General features: G+C 76.1%; 29 protein-coding genes and 1 pseudogene. 13 read left to right on the top strand and 17 right to left on the bottom strand.

Annotated elements, in window-relative coordinates; genetic code table 11:
* Positions 1-49 precede the first annotated feature (49 nt).
* Both IE106_RS17005 and IE106_RS17010 read right to left on the bottom strand, forming a co-directional pair.
* Entirely contained in the window at positions 50-619 is a 570-nt protein-coding gene (locus tag IE106_RS17005; protein ID WP_189534788.1) for a toxin, read from the bottom strand.
* Between the two features lie 78 nt (positions 620-697).
* Positions 698-1,165 carry a hypothetical protein gene (locus IE106_RS17010; RefSeq protein ID WP_189534791.1) on the bottom strand — a complete coding sequence of 156 codons (468 nt, stop codon included), beginning with the start codon at positions 1,163-1,165 and terminating at the stop codon, positions 698-700.
* A 422-nt stretch (positions 1,166-1,587) separates the two neighbouring features.
* On the opposite strand from IE106_RS17010, the gene IE106_RS17015 reads away from it, so the two are divergent.
* Positions 1,588-2,394 carry a VOC family protein gene (locus IE106_RS17015; protein ID WP_189534793.1) on the top strand — a complete coding sequence of 269 codons (807 nt, stop codon included), beginning with the start codon at positions 1,588-1,590 and terminating at the stop codon, positions 2,392-2,394.
* A gap of 125 nt (positions 2,395-2,519) precedes the next feature.
* A complete protein-coding gene (locus IE106_RS17020; protein ID WP_189534795.1) occupies positions 2,520-3,215 on the top strand; it encodes an ester cyclase in 696 nt (231 codons plus the stop codon).
* A 51-nt stretch (positions 3,216-3,266) separates the two neighbouring features.
* On the opposite strand, the gene IE106_RS17025 is transcribed toward IE106_RS17020, so the two are convergent.
* Entirely contained in the window at positions 3,267-3,677 is a 411-nt protein-coding gene (locus IE106_RS17025; protein ID WP_189534797.1) for a MerR family transcriptional regulator, read from the bottom strand.
* A gap of 121 nt (positions 3,678-3,798) precedes the next feature.
* Positions 3,799-4,164: a PH domain-containing protein gene (locus IE106_RS17030; protein WP_189534799.1), complete on the bottom strand. Its 366-nt coding sequence runs from the start codon at positions 4,162-4,164 to the stop codon at positions 3,799-3,801.
* 94 nt (positions 4,165-4,258) lie between these two features.
* On the opposite strand from IE106_RS17030, the gene IE106_RS17035 reads away from it, so the two are divergent.
* From IE106_RS17035 to IE106_RS17050, 4 genes are read left to right on the top strand one after another with little or no spacing between them, the layout of a single operon-like run.
* Positions 4,259-5,248, top strand: coding sequence for an RICIN domain-containing protein (locus IE106_RS17035; RefSeq protein ID WP_189534801.1), 990 nt, complete (start codon positions 4,259-4,261; stop codon positions 5,246-5,248).
* A gap of 12 nt (positions 5,249-5,260) precedes the next feature.
* The gene (locus IE106_RS17040; RefSeq protein ID WP_189534803.1) at positions 5,261-6,052 is read left to right on the top strand and encodes a CmcI family methyltransferase; all 792 of its coding nucleotides are present in this window, start codon (positions 5,261-5,263) and stop codon (positions 6,050-6,052) included.
* A 60-nt stretch (positions 6,053-6,112) separates the two neighbouring features.
* On the top strand, positions 6,113-6,565 hold the full coding sequence (locus tag IE106_RS17045) for a YbhB/YbcL family Raf kinase inhibitor-like protein (protein ID WP_189534804.1): 453 nt from the start codon (positions 6,113-6,115) through the stop codon (positions 6,563-6,565).
* Between the two features lie 8 nt (positions 6,566-6,573).
* A complete protein-coding gene (locus IE106_RS17050; RefSeq protein ID WP_229840505.1) occupies positions 6,574-7,017 on the top strand; it encodes an archease in 444 nt (147 codons plus the stop codon).
* A 100-nt stretch (positions 7,018-7,117) separates the two neighbouring features.
* Here IE106_RS17050 and IE106_RS17055 read toward each other — a convergent pair whose 3' ends face one another.
* Genes IE106_RS17055 through IE106_RS17065 form a run of 3 tightly spaced genes read right to left on the bottom strand, consistent with a single transcriptional unit; the run spans position 7,118 to position 10,833 of the window.
* Positions 7,118-8,563 carry an RtcB family protein gene (locus IE106_RS17055; RefSeq protein ID WP_467222058.1) on the bottom strand — a complete coding sequence of 482 codons (1,446 nt, stop codon included), beginning with the start codon at positions 8,561-8,563 and terminating at the stop codon, positions 7,118-7,120.
* A gap of 33 nt (positions 8,564-8,596) precedes the next feature.
* Positions 8,597-9,745 carry a polyprenyl synthetase family protein gene (locus IE106_RS17060; protein WP_189534809.1) on the bottom strand — a complete coding sequence of 383 codons (1,149 nt, stop codon included), beginning with the start codon at positions 9,743-9,745 and terminating at the stop codon, positions 8,597-8,599.
* Positions 9,742-10,833: a tetratricopeptide repeat protein gene (locus IE106_RS17065; protein WP_229840507.1), complete on the bottom strand. Its 1,092-nt coding sequence runs from the start codon at positions 10,831-10,833 to the stop codon at positions 9,742-9,744. Before IE106_RS17065 ends, IE106_RS17060 begins: the two co-directional genes overlap by 4 nt.
* A 299-nt stretch (positions 10,834-11,132) precedes the next feature.
* Between IE106_RS17065 and IE106_RS17070 the strand changes: the two genes are divergently transcribed.
* A complete protein-coding gene (locus IE106_RS17070; protein WP_189535087.1) occupies positions 11,133-13,178 on the top strand; it encodes a TerD family protein in 2,046 nt (681 codons plus the stop codon).
* 37 nt (positions 13,179-13,215) lie between these two features.
* Here IE106_RS17070 and IE106_RS17075 read toward each other — a convergent pair whose 3' ends face one another.
* Positions 13,216-14,109, bottom strand: coding sequence for a sigma-70 family RNA polymerase sigma factor (locus IE106_RS17075; protein WP_189534811.1), 894 nt, complete (start codon positions 14,107-14,109; stop codon positions 13,216-13,218).
* Positions 14,110-14,218: 109 nt separating this feature from the next.
* On the bottom strand, positions 14,219-14,518 hold the full coding sequence (locus IE106_RS17080) for a hypothetical protein (protein ID WP_189534814.1): 300 nt from the start codon (positions 14,516-14,518) through the stop codon (positions 14,219-14,221).
* 543 nt (positions 14,519-15,061) lie between these two features.
* Here IE106_RS17080 and IE106_RS17085 point away from each other — a divergent pair.
* Positions 15,062-16,322, top strand: a pseudogene (locus IE106_RS17085) (PP2C family protein-serine/threonine phosphatase).
* Positions 16,323-16,339: 17 nt separating this feature from the next.
* A complete protein-coding gene (locus IE106_RS17090) occupies positions 16,340-16,798 on the top strand; it encodes a hypothetical protein (RefSeq protein ID WP_189534816.1) in 459 nt (152 codons plus the stop codon).
* Between the two features lie 113 nt (positions 16,799-16,911).
* Here the strand turns inward: IE106_RS17090 and IE106_RS17095 are convergent, their stop codons facing one another.
* Positions 16,912-17,277, bottom strand: a complete 366-nt coding sequence (locus tag IE106_RS17095; protein WP_189534818.1) for a MerR family transcriptional regulator — start codon at positions 17,275-17,277, stop codon at positions 16,912-16,914.
* A 370-nt stretch (positions 17,278-17,647) separates the two neighbouring features.
* Between IE106_RS17095 and IE106_RS17100 the strand changes: the two genes are divergently transcribed.
* From IE106_RS17100 to IE106_RS17110, 3 genes are all read left to right on the top strand, one after another.
* Positions 17,648-17,851: a cold-shock protein gene (locus IE106_RS17100; RefSeq protein WP_010468045.1), complete on the top strand. Its 204-nt coding sequence runs from the start codon at positions 17,648-17,650 to the stop codon at positions 17,849-17,851.
* 149 nt (positions 17,852-18,000) lie between these two features.
* On the top strand, positions 18,001-19,530 hold the full coding sequence (locus IE106_RS17105; RefSeq protein ID WP_189534820.1) for a DEAD/DEAH box helicase: 1,530 nt from the start codon (positions 18,001-18,003) through the stop codon (positions 19,528-19,530).
* Between the two features lie 55 nt (positions 19,531-19,585).
* Positions 19,586-19,855, top strand: a complete 270-nt coding sequence (locus tag IE106_RS17110) for an SCO5918 family protein (protein WP_189534822.1) — start codon at positions 19,586-19,588, stop codon at positions 19,853-19,855.
* Positions 19,856-19,931: 76 nt separating this feature from the next.
* Here IE106_RS17110 and IE106_RS17115 read toward each other — a convergent pair whose 3' ends face one another.
* The 7 genes from IE106_RS17115 to IE106_RS17145 form a co-directional block, all read right to left on the bottom strand.
* Positions 19,932-20,306: a GvpU-like protein gene (locus IE106_RS17115; RefSeq protein ID WP_189534824.1), complete on the bottom strand. Its 375-nt coding sequence runs from the start codon at positions 20,304-20,306 to the stop codon at positions 19,932-19,934.
* Between the two features lie 73 nt (positions 20,307-20,379).
* Positions 20,380-20,658 (bottom strand): hypothetical protein, encoded by a 279-nt coding sequence (locus IE106_RS17120; RefSeq protein ID WP_189534826.1) that lies wholly within the window; start codon positions 20,656-20,658, stop codon positions 20,380-20,382.
* A 177-nt stretch (positions 20,659-20,835) separates the two neighbouring features.
* Positions 20,836-22,077 (bottom strand): glycosyltransferase, encoded by a 1,242-nt coding sequence (locus IE106_RS17125; RefSeq protein WP_189534828.1) that lies wholly within the window; start codon positions 22,075-22,077, stop codon positions 20,836-20,838.
* Positions 22,074-22,853 carry a MerR family transcriptional regulator gene (locus tag IE106_RS17130; RefSeq protein ID WP_189534830.1) on the bottom strand — a complete coding sequence of 260 codons (780 nt, stop codon included), beginning with the start codon at positions 22,851-22,853 and terminating at the stop codon, positions 22,074-22,076. The genes IE106_RS17125 and IE106_RS17130 overlap by 4 nt, the downstream gene beginning before the upstream one ends.
* 74 nt (positions 22,854-22,927) lie before the next feature.
* Positions 22,928-24,178: an acyl-CoA dehydrogenase family protein gene (locus IE106_RS17135; RefSeq protein ID WP_189534832.1), complete on the bottom strand. Its 1,251-nt coding sequence runs from the start codon at positions 24,176-24,178 to the stop codon at positions 22,928-22,930.
* A gap of 104 nt (positions 24,179-24,282) precedes the next feature.
* Positions 24,283-25,308, bottom strand: a complete 1,026-nt coding sequence (locus IE106_RS30725; RefSeq protein ID WP_189534834.1) for a sulfite exporter TauE/SafE family protein — start codon at positions 25,306-25,308, stop codon at positions 24,283-24,285.
* Between the two features lie 149 nt (positions 25,309-25,457).
* Positions 25,458-25,913: an RrF2 family transcriptional regulator gene (locus IE106_RS17145; protein WP_189534836.1), complete on the bottom strand. Its 456-nt coding sequence runs from the start codon at positions 25,911-25,913 to the stop codon at positions 25,458-25,460.
* Between the two features lie 103 nt (positions 25,914-26,016).
* On the opposite strand from IE106_RS17145, the gene IE106_RS30980 reads away from it, so the two are divergent.
* Complete coding sequence (locus IE106_RS30980; protein ID WP_373295954.1) at positions 26,017-26,103, top strand: putative leader peptide; 87 nt, start codon at positions 26,017-26,019, stop codon at positions 26,101-26,103.
* Positions 26,104-26,330: the final 227 nt, after the last annotated feature.

A 26,330-nucleotide genomic window follows, 5' to 3' on the forward strand; every position in this document is an offset into this window, starting at 1 on the left:
GGGGGAGGGAAGGGGAGGGGCACGGTCCGCCGCGGGGCGGGGCGGGACGTCAGTCCCGGCGGAAGAAGTCCCGGAGGAAGAAGCCGCGACGGCGGTGCGCGACCGGTCTGGCCAGGGAGTTCGCCAGCCGCCCCACCATGTCGTCGCTCGGCACCTCCCGCGCCATCCGCGGGATCAGCGAGGCGCCGAGCTCCGCGACCCGCTCGTCGTGGGTGTCGTACTGGGCGCGGGCCTGGACGGTGGTGCCCGACTCCATCACGCGGGAGATCAGCGACGTGTCGAAGACCGGGAGCAGGCGGCGCAGTTGCTCGGCGTCGAGGGAGGTGCCGTGGTCGAACCACTCGTGGCACAGCTCGTGCAGGATGACGTGCTGCGTCTGGTACGTGGTGGGGCGGCGCCGGTACAGCACGAAGCTGGTCTCGCCGGCCTTCAGCCGCAGCCCGCACGCGGAGTTGACGCGCGCGAGGCGGTCCGGCAGCTCCCGCAGGACGATGCGGCGGCCCCGGGCGGCCTCCATGTTGGCGACCAGCTCCGGGATGCCGAACGGCGCCGGTATCGGGAGGTCGGCCAGTCCGGCCTCGCACTCTCGGCGCAGTGCGCGCATGGACCGCTGGGACATGGGGACCTCTTGATCGGAGTCACGCGTGTGTGACCTGCGGTCGGCGATTTTAGCCAACCGGGCGCGGCCGCGTGTCCGTCAGCGGCTCCCGCCGGCCTGCGCCGGGCGGTCCGAAGGGCCGTCCCCCTGCGCCTCCTTGAGCAGCGACAGCGCGAACTCCAGCAGCTCCGCCGGCAGCCCCGCGTCGTCCACGCCGCGGCCCGCGAGGCCGCTGATCTCGCCGGTGCGGCGCTTCGCGAGGAACTGGAGGCCCGCGACCACGTCGTCGACGACCTCCGACTCCTCCTTGAAGAACCGCCAGTCCACGCCGAAGCCCAGGCCCAGCGCCTTCAGGATGTCCTCGGACGGGTGGGTGACCTTGCCCGCCAGGATGTTGGAGAAGTAGCTGTGCGAGAGGGCGCCGCCGCGCTCCCTGACCAGCTCGGCGAAGGCCCGGCCCGAGACCCTCTGCCCCGGGAACGTCCTCTCCACCATGTACGCGACCTTCTGCTGCAGCGTTCTCAGCTCGGGTGCCGCGGTGCGCTCCCCGCCGTTGCCGTCGTCCATCCCGGTCCCCACGTTCGCGTCCGCCGCTTCTGCGCGGTCAAGTCAACGGGCCCGTACTGTACCGACCCCGACCCGGGCGGTTCAGGGCCGGAACGGGCTTGCGTAAACACTCTACGTCACTGTTAACTCGAAAAAACATGGACAGGGGGCCACGAGGGGAGTCCCTTGTCCGTGCGGCACCGCGTGTGCCCCGACCCCGCCCCACGGCCGGGCGGGGCGCGCGCGGACCTGTCGTTCCCGGGGCCGTCTCCCGTTTCCCGCCCCCTGTTCCCGCCTTCGTCCCCGTTCGGCCTCCCGCCCCCTCCGGTGAGGTGTCCGGGAATCGCCGCGCCGCCCCGGGATCGCCGTGCGCCACTCCGCACGGGTGGATAGCGTGGCAAACCGGACCGAGGGAAGCGCTCGTGACCCGTGAGGGGGCCGCCATGGCCGGACCACCCGAAGGCACGCCCGTCTGGGCGGACGCGATGTTCACCGACCTGGAGGGCGCCAAGGGCTTCTACGGCGACGTGCTGGGCTGGACCTTCGGCGAGGAGGTCACGGAGTACGGCAACCGCGCGCAGGCGTACGCCGGCGGCAAGGCGGTCGCCGCCCTCGTGCCGCCCATGCCCGGCCGGGACGGCGGGGCGCCGCGCTCCGTCTGGTGCCTGTACCTCGCCTCGCCCGACGTGGAGGCCACCGCGCGCAGGGTGCGGGAGAACGGCGGTCGGATCCTCATGGGGCCGGTGGCGGTCGGGGAGCCCGGGACGGTGCTGCTCGCGCGCGACCCGGGCGGCGTCGTCTTCGGCGCCTGCCGGCTGGGCGCCCGCCGGGGCTTCGAGGCGCGGGCCGTGCCCGGCGCGTACCGCTGGGCGGAGGTCCGCACGCGGGACCCGGCGAAGGCCGACGCGTTCTTCCCCGCCGTCTTCCCCTTCGCGGCGGGGCGCCCGGCGGACGGGCGCGCGGACGCCGGGGTGTTCCGGATCGGGGACGACCCGGTGCTCGGCCGGGCGGGGATGGGCGAGGACTTCCCGCCGGACATGGCGCCGTTCGTCAGCGTGTACTTCACCGTCGCCGACACCGACGCGGCGATCGGGCGGGCCACGACCCACGGCGCCAAGGTGGTGGTGGGGCCGGTGGACGGCCCGTTCGGCCGGTCCGCGACGCTCGTGGACCCGCAGGGCGCGGTGTTCTCGCTGGTCGACGTCGCGAGGGCGGAGGGCGGTCCGCCCCGGACGGCCGCCTGGGCCTGACCCGCGCCCCCGCCTCCCGGCCGCCGCCTCCCGTGCCGGAGCGCCGTCCTACCCCAAGACAGAAGGTGCTAAACGGGCATACGGTGGAAATCACCCTGACGGCCCCATCACAGGAGGCGGGTGCCATGACATTCGTGCAGGTCATCGACTGCCGAACCCAGCAGGCCGACGCGTTGAACCACCTGATGGACGACTGGATCGAGGCGACCCGGGGCAAGCGGACGGCCACCCACTCGATCGTCGGCAAGGACCGCGCCGACGCCTCACACGTCGTCGAGATCGTCGAGTTCCCGTCGTACGAGGAGGCGATGCGCAACTCCCACCTGCCGGAGACCGACCGGATCTACCGCGAGATGGTCGCCCTCTGCGAGGGCGAACCGTCCTTCACGGACCTCGACGTGGTCCGGGACGAACAGCTGAACAAGGACCTGGTCAGGGAGTTCTTCGAGAAGGTCGTCAACGGCGGGGACATCGACGCGGCGGACCGGCTGTGCGCCGCCGACTACCGCGAGCACGACCCGGCCGTGTCGTCGGAGCCCCTGGACCTCCGGCGGGCCAAGGAGGAGAACGGCGCGCTGGTCGCGTCCTTCGGGCCCCGCATGACACTGGACCGCGTCGTCGCCGAGGGCGACCTGGTCTGCGTCGGAGCCAGCTACCGGGGCCGCCACGTCCGCGACTACCGGGGCCTCCCGGCGACCGGCCGGGACGTGTCCGGCACCGGGCACGCCACGTTCCGCTGCGCGGACGGCAGGATCACGGAGAGCTGGTGGAACTGGGACGAGGCCGGCATGCTGCGGCAGCTCGGCGTCCTGGAGTCCTGACCGCCGTACGGCCCGGCCCCCGACCCCCGGCCGCCGCACGCCCCCGCGGGGTCAGCCGACCGGGTCCAGGTGGCTGCGCAGGGCCGCGGAGAGCTCCTCGGCCCTGCGCAGCCGGACGCGCAGCGTCTCGCACCGGGCCTCGACGGCCTTCCGGTACGCGTCGAGGCGGGCCCGCAGATGCTCCCGCTCCTCGTCGGACGGCGGGTCGTCCGGCTCGGCCAGCCGGTCGGTGAGGGTCAGCACCTCGCGCATCTCGTCCACGGTGAAGCCCAGCGGCTTCATCCGGCCCACGACCAGGAGCCGCTCCACGTCGGCCGCGGTGTACAACCGGAAGCCGCCCTTGGTGCGGGCGGACGGGGCGGCGATCCCCACGTCCTCGTAGTGGCGGATCGTGCGCAGCGACAGGCCGGTCCGCTGGGCCACCTCGCCGATCCGCATCTGCCACCGCTGGTCGTCCGCCATCACCGCGCCCGCCTGCCTCGTCGCCGCCCGCGCGCGCCCGCGTGCCCGCGGGCGCGCGCCGGATCGGCCCAGCTTTACGTACGGGGCCCGCTCCGGCCGGGACGACGGCGGCGTGCCGCCGTCACCGTGCCACGAACTGCGTAAGGATCGCCTGCACCTCGTAGATGTCGACGCCCTTGGTGAACGTCTTCTGGACCGGGGCCTGGCTGCCGGAGAGCCAGATCTTCAGCTCCGCGTCGAGGTCGAACGTCCCCGCCGTCTCCACCGCGAAGTGCGTGATGCTGCGGTACGGGATCGAGTGGTACTCGACCTTCTTGCCCGTGATCCCCTGCTTGTCGACGAGGATCAGCCGGCGGTCGGTGAACAGGATCGTGTCGCGGATCAGCAGGTACGCCGCGTGCACCTGCTCCCCGGGGCCGAGGAGCCGCGCGTACTCCTGCTGCGCGCTCGCCGGGTCGACGGTGTGCGCGTTGCCGAACAGTGCCATGAGAACCCCCGTGGATCGATCCGTACGATCGTCGCACTGTACCGTCGCCGGACGCGGCGCGACGGGTGACGGCACGGCCAGGGCGAGGAGCAGGGTGAACCACCAACCACACGGCGGCGGACCGCACATGGGGGACCCGGACGCCACGGAACTCCTCCCGCCGGTCCGGGGCGCGTATCCCTCGGACGCCACGGAACTCCTCCCGCCGGTCCGGGGCGCGTACCCGTCGGCGGACGCGTACGGATCGGCGCCCCCGGCCGCGTACCCCCCGGACGCGTACGGGTCCGTGCCCCCGGCCGCGTATCCCCCGGCGGACGCGTACGGCCCCCCGCCCCCGGCCGCCTACCCCCCGGCCGCGTACGGCCCGCCGCCCGTGGACGCGACGCGGCCGCTGCCGCGCGTCGAGGACGAGCCGCCGGCGCGCCCGCCCGCGTCCCGCCGCACGCGCGGCGGCCCGCCCAAGGCGGCGCTCGTGGCCGCCGCGATCGTCGTGTGCGCGGTCGCGGGCCTGGCGATCGGCGCCGTCCTCGGCGGCCCCGGCGAGGACGCCCCCGAGGCGGCCCCGGCTTTTGGCACCGCCCCCGCCGCCACGCCCTCCGGCGCCCCGGGGCAGGCTCCGTCGCCGACCCCCACCCCGTCCCCCTCCGCGACGCGGCCGCCCGTGCCCACCGGCACGTTCGTGCTGGTCGACTCCGCGACCGGCCGGGCCGCCGACGTGCAGGGCGGCGCCACCGGCGACGGCGCGCCCGTCATCGCCTGGGAGCGCCACGCCCAGCCCAACCAGCAGTGGCGGCTGGAGGACACCGGCGACGGCCACGTCCGGATCAGGGCCGTCCACTCGGGCCTGTGCCTCCAGCCCGCCGACCCGCTCGGCCCCGGAGCCGTCGTCGTCCAGCGGCCCTGCGCCGACGGCGACGCCCAGCGCTGGGTGCCGACCCCGTCCGCCGACGCGGCCACCCACACGTTCACGCTGAAGGGCCGGGGCCTCGCCCTGGCCCCCGCCGGCCCCGAGAACGGCTCCCCGGTGAGCCTTCAGGCGCCCGACGCCGCGAACCCGCGCGGCTGGGCGCTCCAGGCGCCGTAGACACCGCCCCGCGTGCGTGGTTCGCTCGTGTGCGTGGAGGCGCCCGAGGAGCCCGCGGACCGCACGGATCACACACATCACACGGACGGCACGGGAAGCGGCGACGCGCTGCTGCCGCCGCGCGTGGAGGCGGCGCCGGACGGGGACGTCCGCGCCTACTGGAAGGCACGGGAGCGGCAGCACGTCCGCGACGTCTACGCCGGGGTGCGGATCAAGAAGTTCCCCGAGGACCTGCGGATGATGGAGCACCTGATGTGGCTGTCCCGCAGCCAGGTCGTCGTGGAGCTGGGCACGCACTTCGGCGGGTCCGCGCTGTGGTTCCGCGACCGGCTGCGCGCCCTCGCCGGGTACGGCCGCGTGCCGCGCGACGTCCGGGTCGTCACGCTCGACCTGCGCCAGGACAAGGCGCGCGCCGCCCTGTCGGCCGCCGACCCGTCGTACGAGGACGGCATCACGCTGCTGGAGGGCGACATCACCGACCCGGACACGGCCCGGCGCGCCCGCGCGGCGTTCCCGGCCGGTGCGCGCTGCATGGTCGTCGAGGACACCCTGCACACGTACGACACGACGGCGGCCGCGCTGCGGAACTTCGCGCCGCTGGTGCCGGTCGGCGGGTTCTTCCTGGTCGAGGACGGCATCGTCGACGTGCCGGAGCTGCGGCCGCCGGGCATGCCGGGCGGCGTCCTGCCCGCCGTGCGGGACTGGCTGGCCGGCCCGGACGGGGCGGGCTTCCGGCAGCGGCGCGACCTGGAGCGGTACGGGCTGACGTGCCACCCGGGCGGCTGGCTGGAGCGGGTGCGGTAGACCGGGCCGGTACGGGCGCCGTCACGCATGGGGAGGCGCCTCAGGGGTACTGCGGGGCGCATGGCCGGTATCGATCTGAAGAGCTCCGCGTTCGACGACCACGCGCCCATCCCCCGCCGGTACGCCCTGGAGGGCGAGAACGAGCCGCCGCCGCTGACCTGGTCCGGCGTCCCGGACGACGCCAGCGAGCTGGTCCTCCTGTGCGAGGACCCCGACGCGCCCACGGGCACCTTCGTCCACTGGGTGGCCGTCGGCATCGACCCGCACGCCGACGGCACGGCCCCCGGCCGGCCCCCCGAGGGCGGCACCGAACTCGTCAACGGGTTCCACCGGCGGGGCTGGGGCGGCCCCCACCCGCCGCCCGGCGACGAGGCGCACCGGTACTTCTTCCGCCTGTACGCCCTCCGGGAGCCGTGCGTCCTGCCCGACGCGCCCAGCGCCGAGCAGGTGCACCGGGCCGTCGAGCCGAAGGCCGTCGCCAGCGGCACCCTCGTCGGCGTGTACCGGCGTTGAGGCCCGCCGTGGACGACGGGGAGCCGGCGCGGCGGCGCGGCGAGGACGGGCACCGGACCGTGCCGCACACGGCCGACGTGCGGATCGAGGCGTGGGGCGCGAGCCGGGAGCGGTGCCTCGGGGAGGCCGTGCTCGGACTGGTGGAGTCCTTCGCCGACGTGTCGGCGGCGCACGCGGACGCGGTGCGGCGGGTGCGGTTCGTGGAGGAGAGCGACGACGACCTCCTCGCGGACCTGCTCGACGAGGTCGTCTACCGGCTCGACGCGCACGGGGAGGTGCCCGTGGACGTGGAGGTCGAGCTGACGGAGGGGGAGCTGGACGTGCGCCTCGCGGTCGCCCGCCTCGCGGGCGTGCCGGTCATCGGGTCCGTGCCGAAGGCCGTGTCGTGGCACGAGCTGCGCATGGGGCCGGACGCGTACGGGTGGTCGTGCGCGGTGACGGTGGACGTGTGACGCGGGAGGGGCGTGACGTGAGGGGGGCGTGAGGGGGGCGTGCGAGGCGCGTCCCGGCCCCGCCCGTCCCGGGTCCCGGCCCCGCCCCCGGCCTCCGGCGCTACCCCTTCACCACCCCCAGCGGCTCCAGCCGCGCCACCTTGCGGCACAGTCCCGCGCCCTCGCTCGCCTCGACGACCGCCGCCACGTCCTTGTACGCCTCCGGGACCTCCTCCGCGAGGCCGCGCATCGACAGCGGCCGCACCGCGATCCCCGCCCCCTCCAGCCGGGCCCGCAGCTCCTTGCCGGTGACCGTGCGGGCGGCCTGGTGGCGGCTCATGACGCGGCCGGCGCCGTGGCAGGTGGAGTGGAAGGCGTCCCCGCCCGGCACGCCCGCCAGCACGTACGACGCCGTGCCCATCGTGCCGGGGATGAGCACCGGCTGGCCCGCGTCCCGCAGGTCGGCGGGCAGGTCCGGGTGGCCGGGCGGGAACGCGCGCGTGGCGCCCTTGCGGTGCACGCACAGGCGGCGCGGCTCGCCGTCCACGGAGTGGGTCTCGATCTTGGCGAGGTTGTGCGACACGTCGTACACGAGGCCGAGCCGCACGCCCGCCTCCCGCCGGAACACCCGGCGCGCGGCGTGCGAGAGCAGCTGGCGGTTGGCGCGCGCGTAGTTCGCGGCGGCGGCCATCGCGCCGACGTAGGCGCGGCCCTCCGGCGAGTCGACGGGCGTGCAGGCCAGCTGCCGGTCGGGGACCTCGATGCCGTAGCGGGCCATCGCGCGGTCCATGGCGCGCACGTGGTCCGAGCAGATCTGGTGGCCCAGGCCGCGCGAACCGCAGTGGATCATCACGCAGACCTGTCCGGCGGCGATCCCGAACGCCTCCGCGGCAGCGGTGTCGTACACCTCCGTGACCACCTGGACCTCCAGGAAGTGGTTGGCGGAGCCGAGGCTGCCGACCTGCCCGAGGCCGCGTTCGCGGGCCCGCGGGCCGACCTGGTCCACGTCGGCGTCGGCGACCGCGCCGCCGTCCTCGCAGCGCAGCAGGTCCCGCTCCTCGCCGTGGCCCTGCTCGACGGCGTACCGGGAGCCACCGCGCAGGACCCGCTCCAGTTCGGCGGTGCCGCCGAGCCGCCACACCCCGCCCGGCCCGGCGCCGCGCGGCACGGCGCGGCCCAGGCCGTCCATGACGGCGGCCAGGGCGGGGCGCAGGGCGCGGCGGTCGCAGTCGGCGGCCAGCAGCCGCACCCCGCAGGAGATGTCGAAGCCGACCCCGCCCGGCGAGACCACCCCGCCGGCGGCCACGTCGGTCGCGGCGACGCCGCCGATGGGGAAGCCGTAGCCCCAGTGGATGTCCGGCATGGCGTACGAGGCGCCGACGATGCCCGGCAGGGTCGCGACGCCGGCGACCTGGCGCAGCGACTGCTCGGCGTCCCGCAGCAGCTCGCGGGAGGCGAACACCACACCGGGGACGCGCATGCCGTCGCGCGGTTCCACGCGGAACCGGTACGGGCGCTCCTCGACGACGTCCAGGTCCACCCGCTCCCGGTACCCCCCGTCGGGCACCCCACACCGCGCGGCGGGCACCGGGGCGGGGCGTCACACGGCGCGGTGCAGCAGGAAGGCCAGCAGCGCCTCGAGGTCGCGGGAGGCGCCGGGGGCGAGGGGCACGCCGCGCAGGTGGCGGCGGGCGGCGGCCAGCTGCCGCCGCGCCTCGCCCAGGGCGGCGTCGCGTCCGCCGGCCCGTTCGACGAGCTCGGCGGCGCGGGCGGCGGCGAGCTCGTCGAGGGTGCCCGCCGGGCCGGGCGCGTCGAGCAGGGCGGCCAGTTCGCGGGCGGCGGGCGTGCCGGCGGCGAGGGCCGCCAGGACCGGGTACGTCTTCTTCCGCCGGCGCAGGTCGCCGTGGACGGGCTTGCCGGTCACCGCCGGGTCGCCCCAGGCGCCCAGCAGGTCGTCGACGGCCTGGAAGGCCACGCCCAGGTGCCGCCCGGCCCGGTCCAGGGCGGTGACCGTCGCGTCGGGCGCCCCGGCGAGCAGCGCCCCGAGGGCGGCCGCGCAGCCGAGGAGGGCGCCGGTCTTGTGCTCGGCCATCGACCGGTACGCGTCGGGCCGCACCGCGTCGGGTCCGGTCCAGGGGCGGTCCTCGAAGCACAGGTCCTCCGCCTGGCCGCGCACGAGGTCGGTGAGCGTCCCGCTCAGGCGCCGCACGGCCGGGCCGGTGTGCGCGCCGGGGACCTCCGCGAGGCACTGCACGGCGAGCGCGAACAGGGCGTCGCCGGCGAGGACGGCCGGGCCGGTGCCGTACGCCTTCCACACCGTCGCGCGCTGCCGGCGCACGGCGTCGCCGTCCATGATGTCGTCGTGGAGCAGCGAGAAGGCGTGGACCAGCTCCACGGCCACCGCGCCCGGCACGGCGACCCGCCCGTCCGCGCCGACCGCCTCGGCGCCCAGCACGGCGAGGGCCTGCCGGACGCCCTTCCCCTCGGACGCGCCGGGGTCGGGCGTACCGGTCACGTCGCCCCAGCCGAGGGAGAACGCGGCCATCTCCCCGGTCCACGGGTGCAGCCGCCCGACGGCGCCGGCGAGCGCGGGCCGCACGAGGGCCCGGCAGCGCAGGAGGAGCGCACCGGCCCCGGCGTGCGCACCACCCACCGCCACCGCACCCGCCACCGCACCCGCACCGGAGGCGCCGGGCCGGGTGTCCGCGTCCGTCACGGCCACCGTCGTCGGAACCGGCACCGAACTCATCGCCCCGCCCCCGCCCCACCGGTCGGCAACGGCCCCACGCCCAGCTCGGCGGCGGCCTTCTCCACCATGTCGCGGGCGTGGCGCAGCCCGATCCGGTCCAGGGTGCCGCGCAGCTCCGCCAGCTCGGCGGCCGTCTCGGCGGCGTCGCGGCCCAGCCGGGCGCGGGACTTGGCCAGGCCCAGCCGGGACAGCGCCGTACCGCGCGGCTCGTCCATGGCGCGGAACCCCTCCAGCGCCCGCGCGTACACGTCGCGCGCCTCCTCGTACCGGCCGGCCCGGTACAGGACGTTGCCGCGCATCTTGTGGTTGTACGCCAGGGCGCTCGACAGCTTCATGTCGCGGCACGCCACCTCGGCCTCCGACAGCAGCCGCAGCGCCCGCTCCACGTCCCCGTCCCGCACGGACACCACGTCGGCGATCCCGCGCAGCGCCCACGCCCAGCCGCGCCGGTCCTCGGCCCGCTCGGCGGTCTCGGCGGCCTCCTCGAACAGGGCGAGCGCCGTGTCGTACGAGCCGGTGTTCCGGTGCATCTGGGCGATGCCCTCCAGCGCCCACACCGTGTGCCGGGCCTCGCCGCGCCGCCGGGCCTCGGCGAGGAGCTGCTCGTGGAGCTCGCCGACGGCCTGGTAGTCGCCCTGTATCCGCCCGGTCTCGGCGAGCCCCGCCAGGGAGTACCCGCGGACGACGACGTCCCCGCCGCGCTCGCCCGCCTCCGCCGCGAGCCGCAGCAGCCGGTACGCGAGGGCGAGGGCGCCGCGCTGCCGCGCGAGGGTGCCGCCGCTCCACAGGGCCCACGCCATGGCCCCCACGTCCCCGGCGTCCCGCGCGGTCCGGTAGCTGGCCTTCCACGCCCGGTCGGCTTCCTCGACGCGCCCGAGCCGCCGGTACGCCTCCGCGACCGCGAGACCGCACCGCGCCACCTCCCGCAGCTCCCCGGCGGCCTCGGCGGCCCGCAGCTCCCGGATGCCGTGTTCCAGGACCTCGGTCAGCGAGGAGTTCACCGACAGCGACCCGAGGGCCCCCTGGTACTCGGGCGCGAACGCCTTCCCCCGCACCGCCGAACCCACCGTCTCCACTGTCTGACTCACTGTCACTTCCGTTCGCCGGTCGTCTTCTTACTGGTCAAGACGGTATGAGCGAACAAAGGTTCCACGAGTCCGTCCACGTGTGGGTCGGGCGTCATCCCTGAGTGCTACGCCGCCACGGAGGGTCCTCATCGAGACGTACGGGAACGGCGGGACGACTTCCGCCGGTTCGCCACCGAGGCGGGTGTCCGGCCGCTAGGGTTCCGGTTGAGGTGATCGTGTGACGCACCACACAGTTCACGTGCCGGGCCGCCGGGGTGCGTCCCGTCGCGGCCGTGCATCCGGGGGGTCACGTGCACGAGATGGTCAGGGGCGCCAACGTCGGTCTGGCGGACCTCGGTGAGGACACCGGCTCGGTGGTGCTGAGCCTGGGGTGGAGCAGCCCGTCCGGGGAGGGCGACGCGGACGTCTCCGTCCTGCTGCTGAACGCGGAGGGGAAGGTGCGCAGCGACGCCGACTTCTACTTCTACAACCACCCCGTGGCCGCGGACGGCAGCGTGCAGCTGCTCGGCAAGACGCCGGCCGCCGACGGCAGCGAGGACCGCATCGGCTTCGACCTGGGCGCGGTCCCGCCGGACGTCGAGCGGGTCGTCGTGGCCGCCAGCCGCTACGGGGAGGCGCGCTTCGGCGACCTCGACGACGTGCGGCTGACGCTGGCGGCCGGGTCGGGGGAGACGCTGCTGCGGTTCGCGGTGGACGACGCGGGGGCGGTGAGCGCGTTCATCTTCGGGGAGCTGTACCGCCGCGGCGGGGAGTGGAGGTTCCGGGCGGTGGGGCAGGGGTACGCGTCGGGGCTGGCCGGTCTCGCGGCCGACTTCGGCGTCGACGTCGAGGACGACGCGGCGGAGGAGGCCCAGGCGCGGGAGCAGGCGGAGGGGCCGGACACGTCGGACACGTCGGACGCGCCGGGCGCGCCCGACGCCGCGGCCGTGCTCGCGGCGATCCCGGCGCCGAGGGAGCCCCGCGAGGCGGTGACCGCCGCCCCGCCGGGCGGGCCGGGGAGGACGCCCCGCCCGCGTACCGCCAAGAAGAAGGTCACCCTGCCCAGGGCTCCGAGGAGGTCGCTCGCCGAGAGCGACGCGTGGCGCACCGCCCGGCTCTTCCCCGCGTCGGCGCTGAGGAGCGACCGCGAGCGGGAGACGCGGGCGACCTCCGTGCTGCTGTCCGTGATGGCGCAGGTCCCGGAGTTCGGCCGCCGGCTGACCGCCGGGTTCGGGGCGCCGGCCGGGCGGACGGAGACGTTCACGGAGGTGTCACTGCCGCACGGGGACACCCCCAGGCGCCCCGACGGGATCATCCGGGTCGAGCGCGCCGGCAAGCTGTGGACGGCGCTGGTCGAGACGAAGACGAACGGCAACGCCCTCCGGTCCGAACAGGTGCAGGCGTACACGGACATCGCCGCCCGCCGCGGTTACGAGGCGGTGCTGACGCTCTCCAACGACGTGGCGCTGGAGGGCCGCCCGCTGGTCGACGTCCGGACGGACGGGCGCCGCAAGCACAAGGTCGCCCTGTGGCACCTCTCGTGGGCCGAGGTCGCGCACCAGGCGCAGATGCTGATCCGCCACGAGGGCGTGGGCAACGCCGCGCACGCCTGGCTGCTCCAGGAGCTGCTGCACTACCTCCAGCACGAGAACTCCGGGTGCCACGGCTTCCAGAACATGGGGGCGGCGTGGGTGCCGGTGCGCCGTGCGATCGACGAGGAGACCCTGTGCCAGGGCGACCCGCGCGCCCTGGAGGTCGTGGAGAGCTGGGAGCGGCTGGTGCGGCAGGTGTGCCTGCGCCTGGGCGGGGAGTTGGGGCAGAAGGTGCTGCCCGTGCAGCGCAGCCGGCGCGGTGCCGACCCGCAGGCGCGGCGCGCCGGGCTGGCGGACCAGCTGTGCGCGGAGGGGCGGCTGCACGCGGAGGTGCGCATCGACGGCACGCCGGGCGTCCTGGCGCTCGTGGCGGACCTGCGGACGCAGAAGCTGCGTACGTCGATCGAGGTGGAGGCGCCGGAGCAGGGCTACCCGCTGACCCGGGCGAAGCGCCTGGTCCGGCAGCTCGCGGCGGCGCCCGCGGACCTCCACGTCGAGACGCTCGTCGAAGGCCAGGGCGCCGGCCCGCGCGGCACCCTGGAGCGACTCCGGCCCGAGCCCGCCGACCTGCTGCCGAAGGACGGCGCCCGGATCACCGGGTTCCGGCTGTCCCTGTTCAAGGGCATGGGCACGAGCCGCGGCAACGCGGAGACGGGCTTCATCCGCAGCGTCGACCAGGCGGTGGACCGCTTCCACGCCCAGGTCGTCACCGCTCTCGACACCCGCGCCCCCCGCCGCGCCGCCCGGACCGAGGAGCGGCCGGCGGGGGTGTGAGCCGTGCGCGCCGGGCCCGCTCCCCGGCCCGGCGCCGTCACCCGGTGAGGGCGGTGGCGTCCAGGTGGGAGAGGCGGGCGGGGTCGGTGAGGATGTCCAGGGCGGTGATGCGGCCCGCGTGGACGGTGAAGGACATCACCGAGACCACGCGGCCGTCCGTCACCGCCAGGACGCCCGGCGTGCCGTTGACCAGGACCGGGTGGGCGGCCTCGGCGAGACGGGCGAAGACGAGGGCCTGGGAGGCGACGGTGGCCGCGCCGCGGCGCAGGAGGCTCGGGCGCAGGGCGCCGCCGTCGGAGCGGGCCAGCACGTCCGGAGCGAGCACGGCGACGAGCGCGTCGAGGTCGCCGCCGCGGGCCGCCGCCAGGAACGCGTCCACGACCTCCCGGCGGCGGGCCGGATCGCCGTCGGGCGGGGGCGCCGAGGACCGGACGCGGCGGCGGGCGCGGCTGGCGAGCTGCCGGGTCGACGCCGCCGTGCGGTCCAGTACCTCCGCGATGTCCTCGAACGGCACCGCGAACAGGTCGTGCAGCACGAACGCGAGCCGCTCGGCCGGGGCGAGCGTGTCCAGGACGATCATCAGGGCGATGCCGACCTCGTCGGCGACCAGCGCCGCCTGCTCCGGGTCGGGCCCGGACGCGCGGCTGACGACCGGGTCGGGGAGCCGTACCCGCCCGTCCTCGCCGTGCAGCGGCTCCTCGCGGCGCGCCGTGCGGGTGCGGAGCTGGTCCAGGCATATCCGGCCGACGACGGTGGTCAGCCAGCCGCCGAGGTTCCGTACCTCGGCGGAGTCGGCGCGGCCCAGCCGTAACCACGCCTCCTGCACCGCGTCCTCCGCCTCGCCCAGCGAGCCCAGCATCCGGTAGGCCACGGCCCGCAGCCGGGAGCGGTGCTCCTCGAACCGCCGTGCCAGGTCAGGGGTTTCGTCCATGCGTCGTCCTCGTCCCGCGGATCCGTCGGTGTCGCGGTGACGGACGATACGGGGTGCCGCCCGGGTGCGGTGGGCGGTGGCGGGAGACCGCCGGGCCCGGCGCCGGGGGTCAGACGGTCCTGGGGCGGTTCGCCGGAAGGCTCAGGACCGCGCCGCCGCCCGCCTGCACGAGCTCCACCGCCCACTGGTGCAGCGCGCGGCTCTCCTCCTCGGAGTGGCACGGCACGGGGCTGCCGGCCATCGTGTACCAGTCGGAGCCGCCGCTGTACTGGACCGCGACGTCCGCCTCGGTCCCGTACCAGGTGGTGTGCACGCTCAGGTTCCCCGTGAGCACTCCCAGTTCGACGGTGCGGACGCCCCCCGTGCCCGAGAAGACGTTGACCGTCGTCCATGACGCCCAGCCGGTCATAGCCGCACCCCTTTCGCCGTACCGCGTGCCCGCCGGAGGGACGGTGGCGCTGGTCAGAGGCGTAATGTGAGGTTTGTCCAGCGCTTCCCGGGAAAGTCGGAGAGCGTTCGTCGGTCCTAGCAACCACCATGCGCTCGGTGTCCGGGCCGCGTCGACCGGAGCGGCGCGGAGCCCCGCAGCGCCCTCGGACCGGGAGGCCCCATGGATTCCGAGAAGGCCCCGGACCGGCCCCCCGCCCCGGACGAGTCCCGCACCGGGAAGCCGGCCCCCGCGGGCACGGAGCCGCTCCGCAGGACGCCGGCCGCCGACCCCGCCCCCGGCGCGCACTCCGCCCTCGGCGCGGAGCTGTCCCTGGCCCCCCACCCGCCCCCCGACACCGCCCCTGCCACCGATCCGCCCTCCGCCGCCGATCCGCCCCCCGCCGCCGACCCGCCCCCCGACCCCGCCCTCGCCGTCCCCGTCGCGGAACCACCGCGAGGGGCCCGGGAGCCGCAGGAGCCGGTCTGGGCGGGGGACCGCCTGCGGGGCCTCCTCGACGCCGTCATGGCCATCAGCGGCGAACTGGAGCTGCCCCTCGTGCTGCACCGCATCGTCCGCACCGCCCACGGACCTCCTCCACGCCCGCTACGGCGCCCTCGGCGTGCTGAACGAGGACGGCACCGAACTGGCCGAGTTCCTCACCGTCGGCCTCACCGACCGGGAGCGCGCCGACCTCGCGGGCGTCGGCCCGCCGCACGGCCGCGGCCTCCTCGGCACCCTCATCCGCCACCCCGAACCGCTCCGCGTCGACGACATCCGCGCCCATCCGCACTCCGCCGGCTTCCCGCCCGGCCACCCCCCGATGCGCACCCTCCTCGGCGTCGCCGTCAGCGTCCGCGGCGAGACCTACGGCGACCTGTACCTCTCCGACCGCCTCGACGGTCGCCCCTTCGACGCCCACGACCAGGACATCGTCGTCGCCCTCGCCGGCGCCGCGGGCGTCGCCATCGAGAACGCCCGCCTCTTCGAGCAGGTCCGCGCCGGCGCCGAGCAGTTCCAGCGCCTGCTCCTCCCGCGCCTGCCCGGCCTGCGCCCCTACGAGGGCGCCGCCGTGTACCGGCCCGCCGCCCGCCCCGCGCACGTCGGCGGCGACTGGTACGACGCCGTCCTGCTGCCCGACGGGGCGTGCGGCGCCGTCATCGGCGACGTCGTCGGCCACGACCTCCGGGCCGCCGCCGCGATGGCCCAGACCCGCAACATGCTCCGCGCGCTCCTGTACGACCGGTGCGGCCCGCCCGGCGCGGTCCTCACCGCCCTCGACCACACCCTCCACGCCATCACCGACACCCCCGTCACCACCGTCTGCCTCGCCCGCGTCCAGCCGGCCGGCGACGGGGACGGGTGGGAGCTGTGCTGGAGCAGCGCCGGCCACCTGCCGCCGCTGCTCCTCGCGCCCGGCGACCACCCCCGGTACCTGGACGCCGAGCCCGGCCTGCCCCTCGGCGTCGACCCCCACCGGCCGCGCCCCGACCACACGAGCCCGCTGCCGCCCGGCGCGGTCCTGCTGTTCTTCACCGACGGCCTCGTCGAGCACCCGAGGCACCCCATCGACCGCGGCCTGGACGCCCTCGCGGCGCTCGCCGCCCCGCTCGGCGGGCGGCCGCTCGACGAGCTGTGCCGCGCCCTGTGCGCGGCGCGCCCCGGCGACGGCCACGACGACGTGGCGATGCTCGCCCTCCGGGTCCCGACGGCGCCCCCGTCCCGCGTATATCCGGCGGAATCGAGGGGACCCGGGAAAGCAGGGACACGCAGCCGCGAGCCATGAGGATGGGGTGTACGCGTATGACGACCCGCCATGCCACGCAGACGCGAGCACGAGCGAGCCGGATCGGTGTCCGTCCCGCGGACGAGGTCGAGTCGGTGTACCGGACCCTCGCCGCCGAAGCCGGCCGCGCCCCGGCGCCGGCCCCCGGCCGGGGGGACGTGCGGGAGGGGGCGGGGGAGCCGACGTGGGGGGACATCGCCCCCGGCCGCACCGGGCCCGGCGCCGAACCGTCCGACGCGGTGTCCGAGGGCGCCGCCGACGCCTACCGGTGGGCGCTGGCCCGCGAGGAGCGCGGACCGGTCACGGGCGCGCCCGCGCGCGAGGTGCCCGACCTGTGGCGGCTGACCGCCGAGGCCGACGCCGCCGCGGTGCTGCTCGACGACCCGGTGTGCCCTCCGGAGAAGCGCGCGTACGTACGGGGGGTGCACGACGCGCTGGCGTGGCTCTGCGGGCAGAGCGACGAGCACGCCGTGTGACCGGCCCGCCGGAGCGGGCCGCCCGTCCGCACGGGCGGTCCCCGGCGCCCCGGCCCCCCGGGTGTCCCCGGCGCCCCGGTCTCCCGGCGTCCCGGGCTCCGGTGGGGCGCCCCTCAGTCCTGCGGGGGTGCCTCGGGTCCCTCCGTGCCGTCCGGGTCGGACCGCCGCCCGCGCAGCTCCTCGTTGAGCCGCTGGGCCTCCTCCAGCTGGTCCTCCAGGATGATGATCCGGCAGGCCGCCTCGATGGGGGTGCCCTGGTCGACGAGTTCGCGGGCCCGCGCGGCGATCCGCAGCTGGTAGCGCGAGTACCGGCGGTGGCCGCCCTCCGACCGCAACGGGGCGATCAGCCGGGCCTCGCCGAGCGCGCGGAGGAAGGCCGGCGTGGTGCCGATCAGCTCCGCGGCGCGGCCCATGGTGTAGGCAGGGTAGTCGTCGTCGTCGAGGTTGTCGGTGGGGCTGTGCCGCGCTCCTGGAGCCATGCGCGCCTTTCGTCCTGGGCATCCTGGCGAGGCGGGCCTCCCGGGCGGCCACATGCCTCGCGCGGGAACGGTAGCCGCCGCGAGTGGTGAATGTCTATTCCGGCCGCTGCAGATTCCCGCCGGGCAGGGCCGTAGATTTCCTCCACCAGGGAAAACGCCTGCCCGAATTCCGTGCGGATGTGAAATCCGCATGCTAGTGTCGTAGCCAGTTGCAGTTGTGGTTCCCAGAGCTTCAAAGTGCCCCCCCGCCCCGCGGCGGAGGAGCACTTTTGTGTGGCCGGTTCTCCTGATCCGGACCGGGGCAATCATCGCGGCGACGCGAGGCTCGCACAGTGCGGGTCCAGAAATTCCCCGTGAGGAGAAAAGAATTATGGCTACTGGCGTAGTGAAGTGGTTCAACGCGGAAAAGGGCTTCGGCTTCATCCAGCAGGACGGTGGCGGCGCCGACGTGTTCGCCCACTACTCCAACATCGCGACCTCCGGCTTCCGCGAGCTGCAGGAAGGCCAGAAGGTCACCTTCGACGTCACGCAGGGCCAGAAGGGCCCGCAGGCGGAGAACATCCTCCCCGCCTGACGACGAGGCGTCTCGACGCCGTCGGGGCCCGCACCTTGGGGTGCGGGCCCCGCGCCGTTCCCCGGCGCCGCCCGGCCGAGGCCGGGCGGCGCCCGCCCGGCTGAATCGAGGGCCGTGAATTCCTCGATATCGTATTGAGGAATGCACTCATGACCCGTACGTCCCGCTCCCGGGGCTCCTCCTCGGGGACCCGCCAGGCTGCCGCCGCGCCGGCCCGCCGAGCGAAGAACAACCAGTCCGAACCCGCCAGGTCGGCGAAGTCCACGGCGGTTTCCGCGTCCTCGAAGTCGCCGAAGTCGTCCAAGGCCGGTTCCCGGACGCAGTCCCGTCGCCGCTCCACCCCGCCGCCGCCCGGTGATTTCGCCGTGCCGGTGACGCAGACCCCGCCGCTGCCGCCCGTCGCGGCGTTCGCGGACCTCGGCCTTCCCCCCGCGATGCTGGGCGCGCTGGAGGCCGAAGGGGTGACGGTGCCGTTCCCCATCCAGGCGGCGACCCTCCCGAACTCCCTCGCGGGCCGCGACGTGCTGGGCCGGGGCCGTACCGGCTCCGGGAAGACCCTCGCGTTCGGCCTCGCCGTCCTCGCCCGCCTCGCCGGGACCCGCGCCGAGCCGCGCCGGCCGCTCGCCGTCGTCCTCGTCCCCACGCGGGAGCTGGCGCAGCAGGTGACCGACGCCCTCGCCCCGTACGCCCGCGCCCTCGGGCTGCGGCAGGCCACGGTCGTCGGCGGCGTGTCGATCGGCCGCCAGACCGCCGCCCTGCGCGCCGGCACGGAGGTGCTGGTCGCGACCCCCGGCCGGCTGCGGGACCTCGTCACGCGCGGCGACTGCGTCCTCGACGACGTCGGCATCACCGTCCTCGACGAGGCGGACCAGATGACCGACATGGGCTTCCTGCCGCAGATCACCGGCCTGCTGGAGCTGACCAGGCCCGACGGGCAGCGGCTGCTGTTCTCGGCGACCCTGGACCGGAACGTCGACTCCCTCGTACGGCGCTACCTCCACGACCCGGTCGTCCACTCCGTGGACCCCACGGCCGGCGTGGTGACGTCGATGGAGCACCACGTCCTGCACGTCCAGGACACCGACAAGAACGCCACGGCCACGGAGATCGCCGCCCGCGACGGGCGCGTGATCATGTTCCTGGACACCAAGCACGCGGTGGACCGGCTCACCAAGCACCTGCTCAAGAGCGGCGTACGGGCCTCCGCGCTGCACGGCGGCAAGTCGCAGCCGCAGCGGACGCGGACGCTGGCCCAGTTCAAGGACGGCCACGTCACGGTGCTCGTCGCGACGAACGTCGCCGCGCGCGGCATCCACGTCGACGACCTCGACCTCGTCGTGAACGTCGACCCGCCCGGCGACCACAAGGACTACCTGCACCGCGGCGGCCGCACGGCCCGCGCGGGTGAGTCCGGCAGCGTCGTCACGCTGGTCCTGCCGCACCAGCGGCGCGACATGGACCACCTGATGAGCCACGCGGGCATCCGTCCCCGGACGACGGCGGTGCGGTCCGGCGACGCCGAGCTGTCCCGCATCACCGGCGCCCGCACCCCGTCCGGGATACCGGTCACCATCGCGCCCCCCACGCCTCCGGCCCAGGCGGCGGGAAGGCCGGGTTCGTCGACCCGCCGCCGCCGGTCCGGAACGCGCCGCCCGCGCCGCGCGCCGCGCCAGCAGTGACGTCCCGCCGCCCCGCGGCACGTCCGTCCCACCGCCCCGACCCTGTGAGGCAACCATGCGCTGTGTGATCGCCCGCTTCCCGTTCGACTTCGTGACGAGCGAAGTGGAGTCGCTGATGGCGAACGTCCGCCCGGAACCGGCGGTCGGCCCGTGCGCGGTCATCGGCCGCCGCACGTACCCGGTCAAGCAGGTCGGCGAGATCATCACCCGCCAGGACCGCCGCGACTTCACCGCACTGGAGGTGACCAGGGCGCTGCGCCGCCTCGGCTTCACCTGCGTGACCCAGGCGCCGGCTCCCGCCCCGGCCACCGACCTGCTGGGCTGACCCGGCCGGTCCCCGAGGGGGCGCGGGCCACCCGGCTGAGCCGGGTGGCCCGCGCCCCCTCGGTCGTCGGTGCGGCTCAGCCGTCGGTGTAGCTGAAGTCGCCCACCGTCCAGGCGCTCACGTCCTCGATGGCCACGCGGTACATGCCGCCCGTCTCCGGGATGCCGAGGGTGCCCTGGAGGATCCTCGCCACGTGGAAGTGCAGGTGGGTCGGGGACCCGTCGCGCGGCGCGTGCGAGCCCCCCGCGGGGGACGCGAACACCCCCGCGAACCCGCCCAGCCTGTCCGAGTCCCGCAGGACCTCCGCCACCCGCTCCCGCCACGCGGCCTCGGGAGCGAGCCGCCCCGTGATGACCGCACCGTTGACCACGACGGTGAGCGACATCTGATTGGACTGCTCCGACTCGACGGTGGCCGCGACATCCACGAGCAGTGCATCAGGCTTCGTCATGCCCCGAACCTACAAGCCCGAGCGCCCCCGTGGGGCGTTCGGGCGCACGTCGCTTCCCGTCGGGTCCGCCGCGTCAGGGTTCGTCCCGGCGGGGGCCGTCCTCCGGGCTCCGCTCGCCGGACGCCGAGTCGCTGCTCTCCAGCCAGGTCCGCGCCGGACCCGCCGGCCGCGTCGTGTCGACGCTGAGGCGCAGCAGCGTCCCGCCCTCCGGTCCGGCGGGGTAGCTGCGCTGCTCCGTGGCGGCGAAGCAGCGGCGCACCACCTCCGCCACCCTGCGGGCCACTTCGGGCGTCGCCGCGACGACCCGCACGTCGGCGTGGCCCTCGGAGGGCAGCTCGGTGTCGTCGTGCACGGTGATCTCCTCGGTAGGGCGGGACGGGACTCCGGGGTGCGGGGCGGCGGGCTTCACATCCTGCCTCCCCCCGTGGCGTACGGCCCCCGGACGGCGTGCGTTTCGGTGAACCTGCCCGGCCGCCCCCACCCGTACGCGCGGACCGCGCACCCCGTTGGACCCGCCCCCGCGCGGGCCTCACCCGGCGGCGGCCGCCTCGACGCCCCGCACCACCGCCGCCGCCCCGTCCTCCCGGGCCAGGCGCCGCGCGGCCGCCGCGGCGGCCCTTCCGTACGACGCCCCGTCCAGCGCCGCCCGGATCGCCTCCGCCAGGCGCCCCGCCGTCAGCCCGGCCGCCGGCACCGCCGCCGTCCCCGCCCCGATCGCGGCGACGCGGCGCGCCCAGAACGGCTGGTCGGCCGTGAACGGCACCGGCACCGACGGCACACCGGCCCGCAGCGCCGCCGCCGTCGTCCCCGCGCCGGCGTGGTGGACGACCGCCGCCGTACGGGGGAGGAGCAGCGCGTGCGGCACGTCCCCGACGAGCAGCGCGTCGCCGTCCGACGCGGACAGCCCCGCCCACCCCGCCTGGACGACGCCCCGCACCCCCGCCAGCCGCAGCGCCCGCACCGCGATCTCCCCCAGCCGCTCGCCCTGCCCGCCGCCCATGCTGCCGAAGCCGACGAACACCGGTGGCGGCCCGGCCCGCAGGAAGTCCTCCACCGCGTCCGGCAGTTCCGCGTCGCCCGGTACGTGCGGCCACCAGGCGCCGGCCACCTCCAGTCCGGGCCGCCAGTCCGCCGGCCGGGGCACCAGGACCTCGCTGAAGCCGTGCAGGACCGGCCACCCCGACTCCTCCGTCCGCCGCCGCACCGCCCGGCCCGTCGCGGGCGGCAGCCCGAGGCGGTGGCGCAGCTCCCGCACCGCGCCGGCGTGCACCCGGTCGACGACGCGGAGCGAGAGGCGGCCCGCGGCCCGGTTGCCCCACCGCCCCAGCGGCCGGCCGCCGCCCACGACCGGCGGGAACTCCCGGGTGGGCGCGACCGGTTGGAGGTAGGCGCCCAGGCTGGGGACACCGGTCGCCTCCGCCACGTGCCAGCCGAGCGGCGCCGTCGTGGTGGAGAGCAGCAGCACGTCGGGCCGGTGGGCCTCGGCGGCCCGGACGAGGCCGTCGCCCAGGTCCCCGAGGAACGCCCGCGCCCTGCGGATCAGCTCCCCGGTGCCCCCGCCCCCGCTCCCGGGACCCGGTGCGCCCGCCCCGGCGCCTCGCGGGTCCACCGGCAGCGCGTGGAACGCCGGCCCCGCCCCCTCGACGAGCCCGGCGAACTCCTCCGGCGCGGCCAGCACCACCTCGTGCCCGGCCTCCCGCAGCCGCGCCCCCACCCCCGTGTACGGGGCGACGTCCCCGCGGGACCCCGCCGCCGTGATCAGGACCCTCATCGCGGGTGCGTCCCCCTCCGCGCGTTCGCGTGGACGGCCTCCCGGAGGAACCGGGCCAGGCCGGGGCGCTGCTGGGGAGCGGGGACGACGAGGGCGAACGCGCGGGCGTCCTCGACGTAGTCGTCGGCGATCCGGCAGTGCGTCTCCGGCGGGCACGGCGTGAACCACCGCTCGACGTGCCGCCGGTGCTCCTCCGCCAGGTCCATGGCGGGGCCGGAGTCGTGCGCGGTGTCCGCGTCGTACGCGTCGAGCAGCCGCCCGCGCCACGACGCGGCCTCCGCCATGAGCCGCCGCCAGTCCTCCTCGGTGTGCGCGGCCGCCCGCGCCATGGCCTGCCGGTAGCCTTCGCCGGCGCCCCATTTGAGGTGGGCGTCCGTCGCGTAGCTCAGGTCGAAGGAGACGTCCCCGAACACCTCGAACCGCTCCTCGGGGGACAGCCGCACGCCCGTCTCCTGGACCTCCATGGCCCGTTCGGCGACCTCGACGAGCCGGCGCAGCCTGCCGATCTCCGCGTTGAGCCGCCGGTGGCGCTCCCTCAGGTGGTCCAGGGCGCGGGCGGCGGGGTCGGCCATGATCGCGGCGATCTCGTCGAGCGGGAAGCCCAGCTCCCGGTAGAACAGGATCTGCTGGAGCCGGGCCAGGTCCGCGTCGTCGTAGAGCCGGTACCCCGCGGGGCTGCGCCCGCCCGGCGACAGCAGGCCCGTCTTGTCGTAGTGGTGCAGGGTCCGCACGGTCACCCCGGCGTACTCCGCCACCTGCCCGACCGAATATCCCACCGGACCTCCTTGGTCGCCTCGTCCGCGTCCAGGGTGGAGCCTGACGCGGGGGGAGGGTCAAGCGGTGGCCGCCGTCACCGGCAGGGGGCCGTCACGTGGCGGTGGGTGCCGTTCAGGTAGTGGTCGCCGATGGAGCGCAGGCGGTGGGTGGGGGAGCGGTGGGCCGTCAGGACGCGGGCGTTGCGCCAGAACCGGTCCAGGCCCGGGGCGTCGGCGAGTTCCAGGACGCGCGTGGTGACCTGCAGGGCGGCCCGTGCCGTGACGGTCTCCGCCGTGGCGACGAGGGCGGCGACGTCGGCGGGGGCGTCCGCGTCGAGGCCGGGGCCCGCGTCGAGGGCGTCCGCCGTGGCGTCCGTGGCCCGTTCGACGACGGCGGCGGCCGTGTGCGCGGCGGACGCCAGCTCCCCGTACGCGAGGAGGAGGTCCGGGTCCCCGTCCGGCGGCCCGGCCCGCCGCGCCGTCCTGACGGCGTCCCGCGCCTCGGCCAGCGCGCCCTCCACGATGCCGAGCCCGACGTGGCAGAGCGCCAGCCGCAGCACGGAGGGCGCGAGCGCCGCGGTCGGCGGGGCCGACTCCTCGTCGGGCGGGCGGCGGCCGACGAGCCGGGCGGGCGGGACCGTCACCCGGTCGAAGACGACGGCGCCCGCCCCGGCGGCGCGCTGCCCCAGCCGGTCGCCGGCCGCCTCCACCGAGACCCCCCGGCCGCCCGGCGCCACCCGTACGACCAGCACGTCCCCGGTCACGGCGCACACCGCGTCCACGACGAGCTGGTCGGCGACCGCGAGCGCGGCGGGCACGGCCCGGCGGCCGTTGAGGACGTGGCCGGTACCGCCCAGCGGGATCAGCGTCAGGTCGGGCCGGCCCCCCTCCTCGGGGCCGGCGGCGTACCGGAGGGCGCCGGCCCACAGCCACCGCCGCCGCGCGGAGTCCCGCGCGAGGGCGTCGGCGCGGTCGGGCGGCCCGTAGAGGCGGGTGCTCCAGGCGAGGGCGTAGTGGCGGGCGAGGAGTTCCCCGACGGAGCTGTCGGCGGTGGCGACCTCCCGTACGACGGCGCAGCCGGTGCGCCAGTCGGTGCCGTACCCGGTTCCGGGGGGCACCAGGGCCGACGGCAGCCCGGCCTCGCGCAGCCGTGCGGCCTCGTCGGCGGGCGGTCTGCCGGCGCGGTCGCGGGGGATGGCGTCGGCGGCGAGGTCGTCCGCGAGGTCGCGGGCGGTGCGGAGGAGGGCGGCGGGACCGGCGGCGGTGTCGGTGGCGGTGGTGTCGGCGGCGAGGTCGTCCGCGAGGTCGCGGGCGGTGGGGCCGGCGGCGGTGGCGGCGGGCGTCATCGGCAACACACCGGTGCCGAGGGGGCGGTGGGGCGCTGGGGGGTGGCGGTGTGGGGCACGGGGCTGCTCCGGGGGTGAGGTGGGGGGCGTTCCGTCCGTACGGATCAGACGGTCGTGGCCGCGTCCGGCGAACGGTCCTCGGGCGAGCGGGACCCGGCGTCCGCGCGCGTCTCACCGGCCGGTACGGGCACCGGGGTCCCGGCCCGCGCGGCTCCGTCCGCCGGCGCCGGGCCCTCCGGCGCCGGGTGGGCGGCCGACGCGGCGGCCACGTTGCGGCGGTGCTCCCGGAACGAGTGGGCCAGCGCGGCCGCCCACACCACGTAGACGATCCCGTAGACCGTCCACTGGGCGGCGTCGCCCGCGCCCACCCAGTCGCTGCGCAGCAGTGTCCGGATGTTGGTCAGAACGATGAGACCGCCGACCGCCGAGCCCAGGATGCGCGGCGGCACGTGCCGTACCAGCCAGGCGGCGATGGGCGCGGCGACGAGCCCGCCGATCAGCAGCGCGGCCGCCCACGTGGAGTCGACGCCCTCGGAGCCGAGGCCCAGCAGGAACCCGAGGCTCGCGGCGACCGCGACCAGGAACTCGCTCGTGTCGATCGACCCGATGACCTTCCGCGGCTCCAGCCGTCCGCTGGCCAGGATCGCCGGGGTGCCGACCGGCCCCCAGCCGCCGCCACCGGTCGCGTCCAGGAACCCGGCGACGACGCCGAGCGGCGACAGGAACCGCTTGCGCAGCGGCTTGCCCAGGTTGCCGGAGGGCAGGCCGAGGAAGGTGAAGCGGCCCAGCACGTACGCGCCGAGACCCAGCAGGATCAGCGCCATCACGGGCTTCGCGACGTCCGTCGACAGGCTGGACAGGAACGTCGCCCCGGCGAACGCGCCCACCGCTCCCGGGACGCCGATCCTGACGACGACCCGCCAGTCGACGTTCCCGAACCGCCAGTGCGCCACGCCGGACGCGAGCGTCGTGCCGATCTCCGCGAGGTGCACGGTCGCGGAGGCGGCCGCCGGGTTCGTCCCGAACGCCAGCAGCAGGGTGGTGGAGGTGACGCCGTAGGCCATGCCGAGGCTCCCGTCGACGAGTTGGGCGCCGAGCCCGGCGAGTGCCAGCAGGATCAGCGTCTTCACGGTCACACCTCACGAATCCCTAGTTTCCCCATCGGGTTGGTAGGGATGGTGGGTGCGCGTCGACCGCTTCGGCAAGCGGGTGCCCAAGGGTTGGACGTTTTTGTCTCGCCCTACGAGAAACCGCAGGTCAGTGGTGGTGTCTTCGCGTCTCAGGGATTGGACCAGGCGGCCGGGTCCTCGGCCAAGGCCCCCACGAAGTCCGGCAGGTGACCCGACGCCACGTCCGCCAGCGACACCCCCTCCAGGATCCGCCGCACGTTCGCGCGCAGGGCGATCCACAGGGGGAGCAGCGACTCGGCCGGTCCGCTGTAGGCCAGTTCGGGCGGCCGGACGCCGCGTACGGAGACCAGCGGGCCGTCCACCGCGCGCACCACGTCCGCGACGCTGATGTCCCGTGCCGGCCGGGCCAGCCGGTAACCGCCGCGCACCCCGCGCTGGCTGGCGACGAGGCCGCCGCGCCGCATGTCGTTCAGGATGCCCTCGAGGAACTTGTGCGGGATGTCCTGCGCCTCCGCGATGGCCTCGGCCTTCAGCGGTCCGTCCTGCTTGGCGGCGAGCATCAGTGCCGCCCGTACCGCATAGTCCGCCCTGGCCGAGATCCGCATGGGGCCATTATCCCGTACGGGGCCCGGGGCGCCCGACGAGATTTCCTATGTATTCGGTAGGGAAGTATTGACGGCGGGGCGCGGCGGGCGCAGGATGGTCGCCATGTCGTCCCTGACGCAGCAGCCGCTCGTACGCCGCAGGCACGTCGACCTCCGTCGCGTGGCCAGCGCCATCTGCCGCTGCGCGTAGGGCTTTCGCGGCGCCGCCGCCCGCCGGGAACCGGCTCCCGCCGCCCGGCCCGGCGCCCACGGGCACCGCACGGCACCGCCGGCCGCCCACGGCCCGGCCGCTGAAGGCTCCCGCCGCCTGCCGCCCGCGTACGCGTGCCCGCCCGTACGGCCGTCCGACCGTCCGGGACCACGCGCCCTTCCCGCGCCCGCCGTCCCCGGCGGCCCGTACGCACGCCCACGCCCACG

It is taken from the genome of Streptomyces roseolilacinus, assembly GCF_014649335.1.
In the GTDB taxonomy this organism is placed as follows: Bacteria; Actinomycetota; Actinomycetes; order Streptomycetales; family Streptomycetaceae; genus Streptomyces; species Streptomyces roseolilacinus.

Excerpts from the sequence above, each read along its gene's own strand:
- IE106_RS17005 (WP_189534788.1), bottom strand. The coding sequence starts at position 619 with ATGTCCCAGCGGTCCATGCGCGCACTGCGCCGAGAGTGCGAGGCCGGA.
- IE106_RS17010 (WP_189534791.1), bottom strand. The coding sequence starts at position 1,165 with ATGGACGACGGCAACGGCGGGGAGCGCACCGCGGCACCCGAGCTGAGA.
- IE106_RS17015 (WP_189534793.1), top strand. The coding sequence starts at position 1,588 with ATGGCCGGACCACCCGAAGGCACGCCCGTCTGGGCGGACGCGATGTTC.
- IE106_RS17020 (WP_189534795.1), top strand. The coding sequence starts at position 2,520 with ATGACATTCGTGCAGGTCATCGACTGCCGAACCCAGCAGGCCGACGCG.
- IE106_RS17025 (WP_189534797.1), bottom strand. The coding sequence starts at position 3,677 with ATGGCGGACGACCAGCGGTGGCAGATGCGGATCGGCGAGGTGGCCCAG.
- IE106_RS17030 (WP_189534799.1), bottom strand. The coding sequence starts at position 4,164 with ATGGCACTGTTCGGCAACGCGCACACCGTCGACCCGGCGAGCGCGCAG.
- IE106_RS17045 (WP_189534804.1), top strand. The coding sequence starts at position 6,113 with ATGGCCGGTATCGATCTGAAGAGCTCCGCGTTCGACGACCACGCGCCC.
- IE106_RS17060 (WP_189534809.1), bottom strand. The coding sequence starts at position 9,745 with ATGAGTTCGGTGCCGGTTCCGACGACGGTGGCCGTGACGGACGCGGAC.
- IE106_RS17070 (WP_189535087.1), top strand. The coding sequence starts at position 11,133 with ATGGTCAGGGGCGCCAACGTCGGTCTGGCGGACCTCGGTGAGGACACC.
- IE106_RS17075 (WP_189534811.1), bottom strand. The coding sequence starts at position 14,109 with ATGGACGAAACCCCTGACCTGGCACGGCGGTTCGAGGAGCACCGCTCC.
- IE106_RS17080 (WP_189534814.1), bottom strand. The coding sequence starts at position 14,518 with ATGACCGGCTGGGCGTCATGGACGACGGTCAACGTCTTCTCGGGCACG.
- IE106_RS17090 (WP_189534816.1), top strand. The coding sequence starts at position 16,340 with ATGACGACCCGCCATGCCACGCAGACGCGAGCACGAGCGAGCCGGATC.
- IE106_RS17095 (WP_189534818.1), bottom strand. The coding sequence starts at position 17,277 with ATGGCTCCAGGAGCGCGGCACAGCCCCACCGACAACCTCGACGACGAC.
- IE106_RS17100 (WP_010468045.1), top strand. The coding sequence starts at position 17,648 with ATGGCTACTGGCGTAGTGAAGTGGTTCAACGCGGAAAAGGGCTTCGGC.
- IE106_RS17105 (WP_189534820.1), top strand. The coding sequence starts at position 18,001 with ATGACCCGTACGTCCCGCTCCCGGGGCTCCTCCTCGGGGACCCGCCAG.
- IE106_RS17110 (WP_189534822.1), top strand. The coding sequence starts at position 19,586 with ATGCGCTGTGTGATCGCCCGCTTCCCGTTCGACTTCGTGACGAGCGAA.
- IE106_RS17115 (WP_189534824.1), bottom strand. The coding sequence starts at position 20,306 with ATGACGAAGCCTGATGCACTGCTCGTGGATGTCGCGGCCACCGTCGAG.
- IE106_RS17125 (WP_189534828.1), bottom strand. The coding sequence starts at position 22,077 with ATGAGGGTCCTGATCACGGCGGCGGGGTCCCGCGGGGACGTCGCCCCG.
- IE106_RS17135 (WP_189534832.1), bottom strand. The coding sequence starts at position 24,178 with ATGACGCCCGCCGCCACCGCCGCCGGCCCCACCGCCCGCGACCTCGCG.
- IE106_RS17145 (WP_189534836.1), bottom strand. The coding sequence starts at position 25,913 with ATGCGGATCTCGGCCAGGGCGGACTATGCGGTACGGGCGGCACTGATG.
- IE106_RS30980 (WP_373295954.1), top strand. The coding sequence starts at position 26,017 with ATGTCGTCCCTGACGCAGCAGCCGCTCGTACGCCGCAGGCACGTCGAC.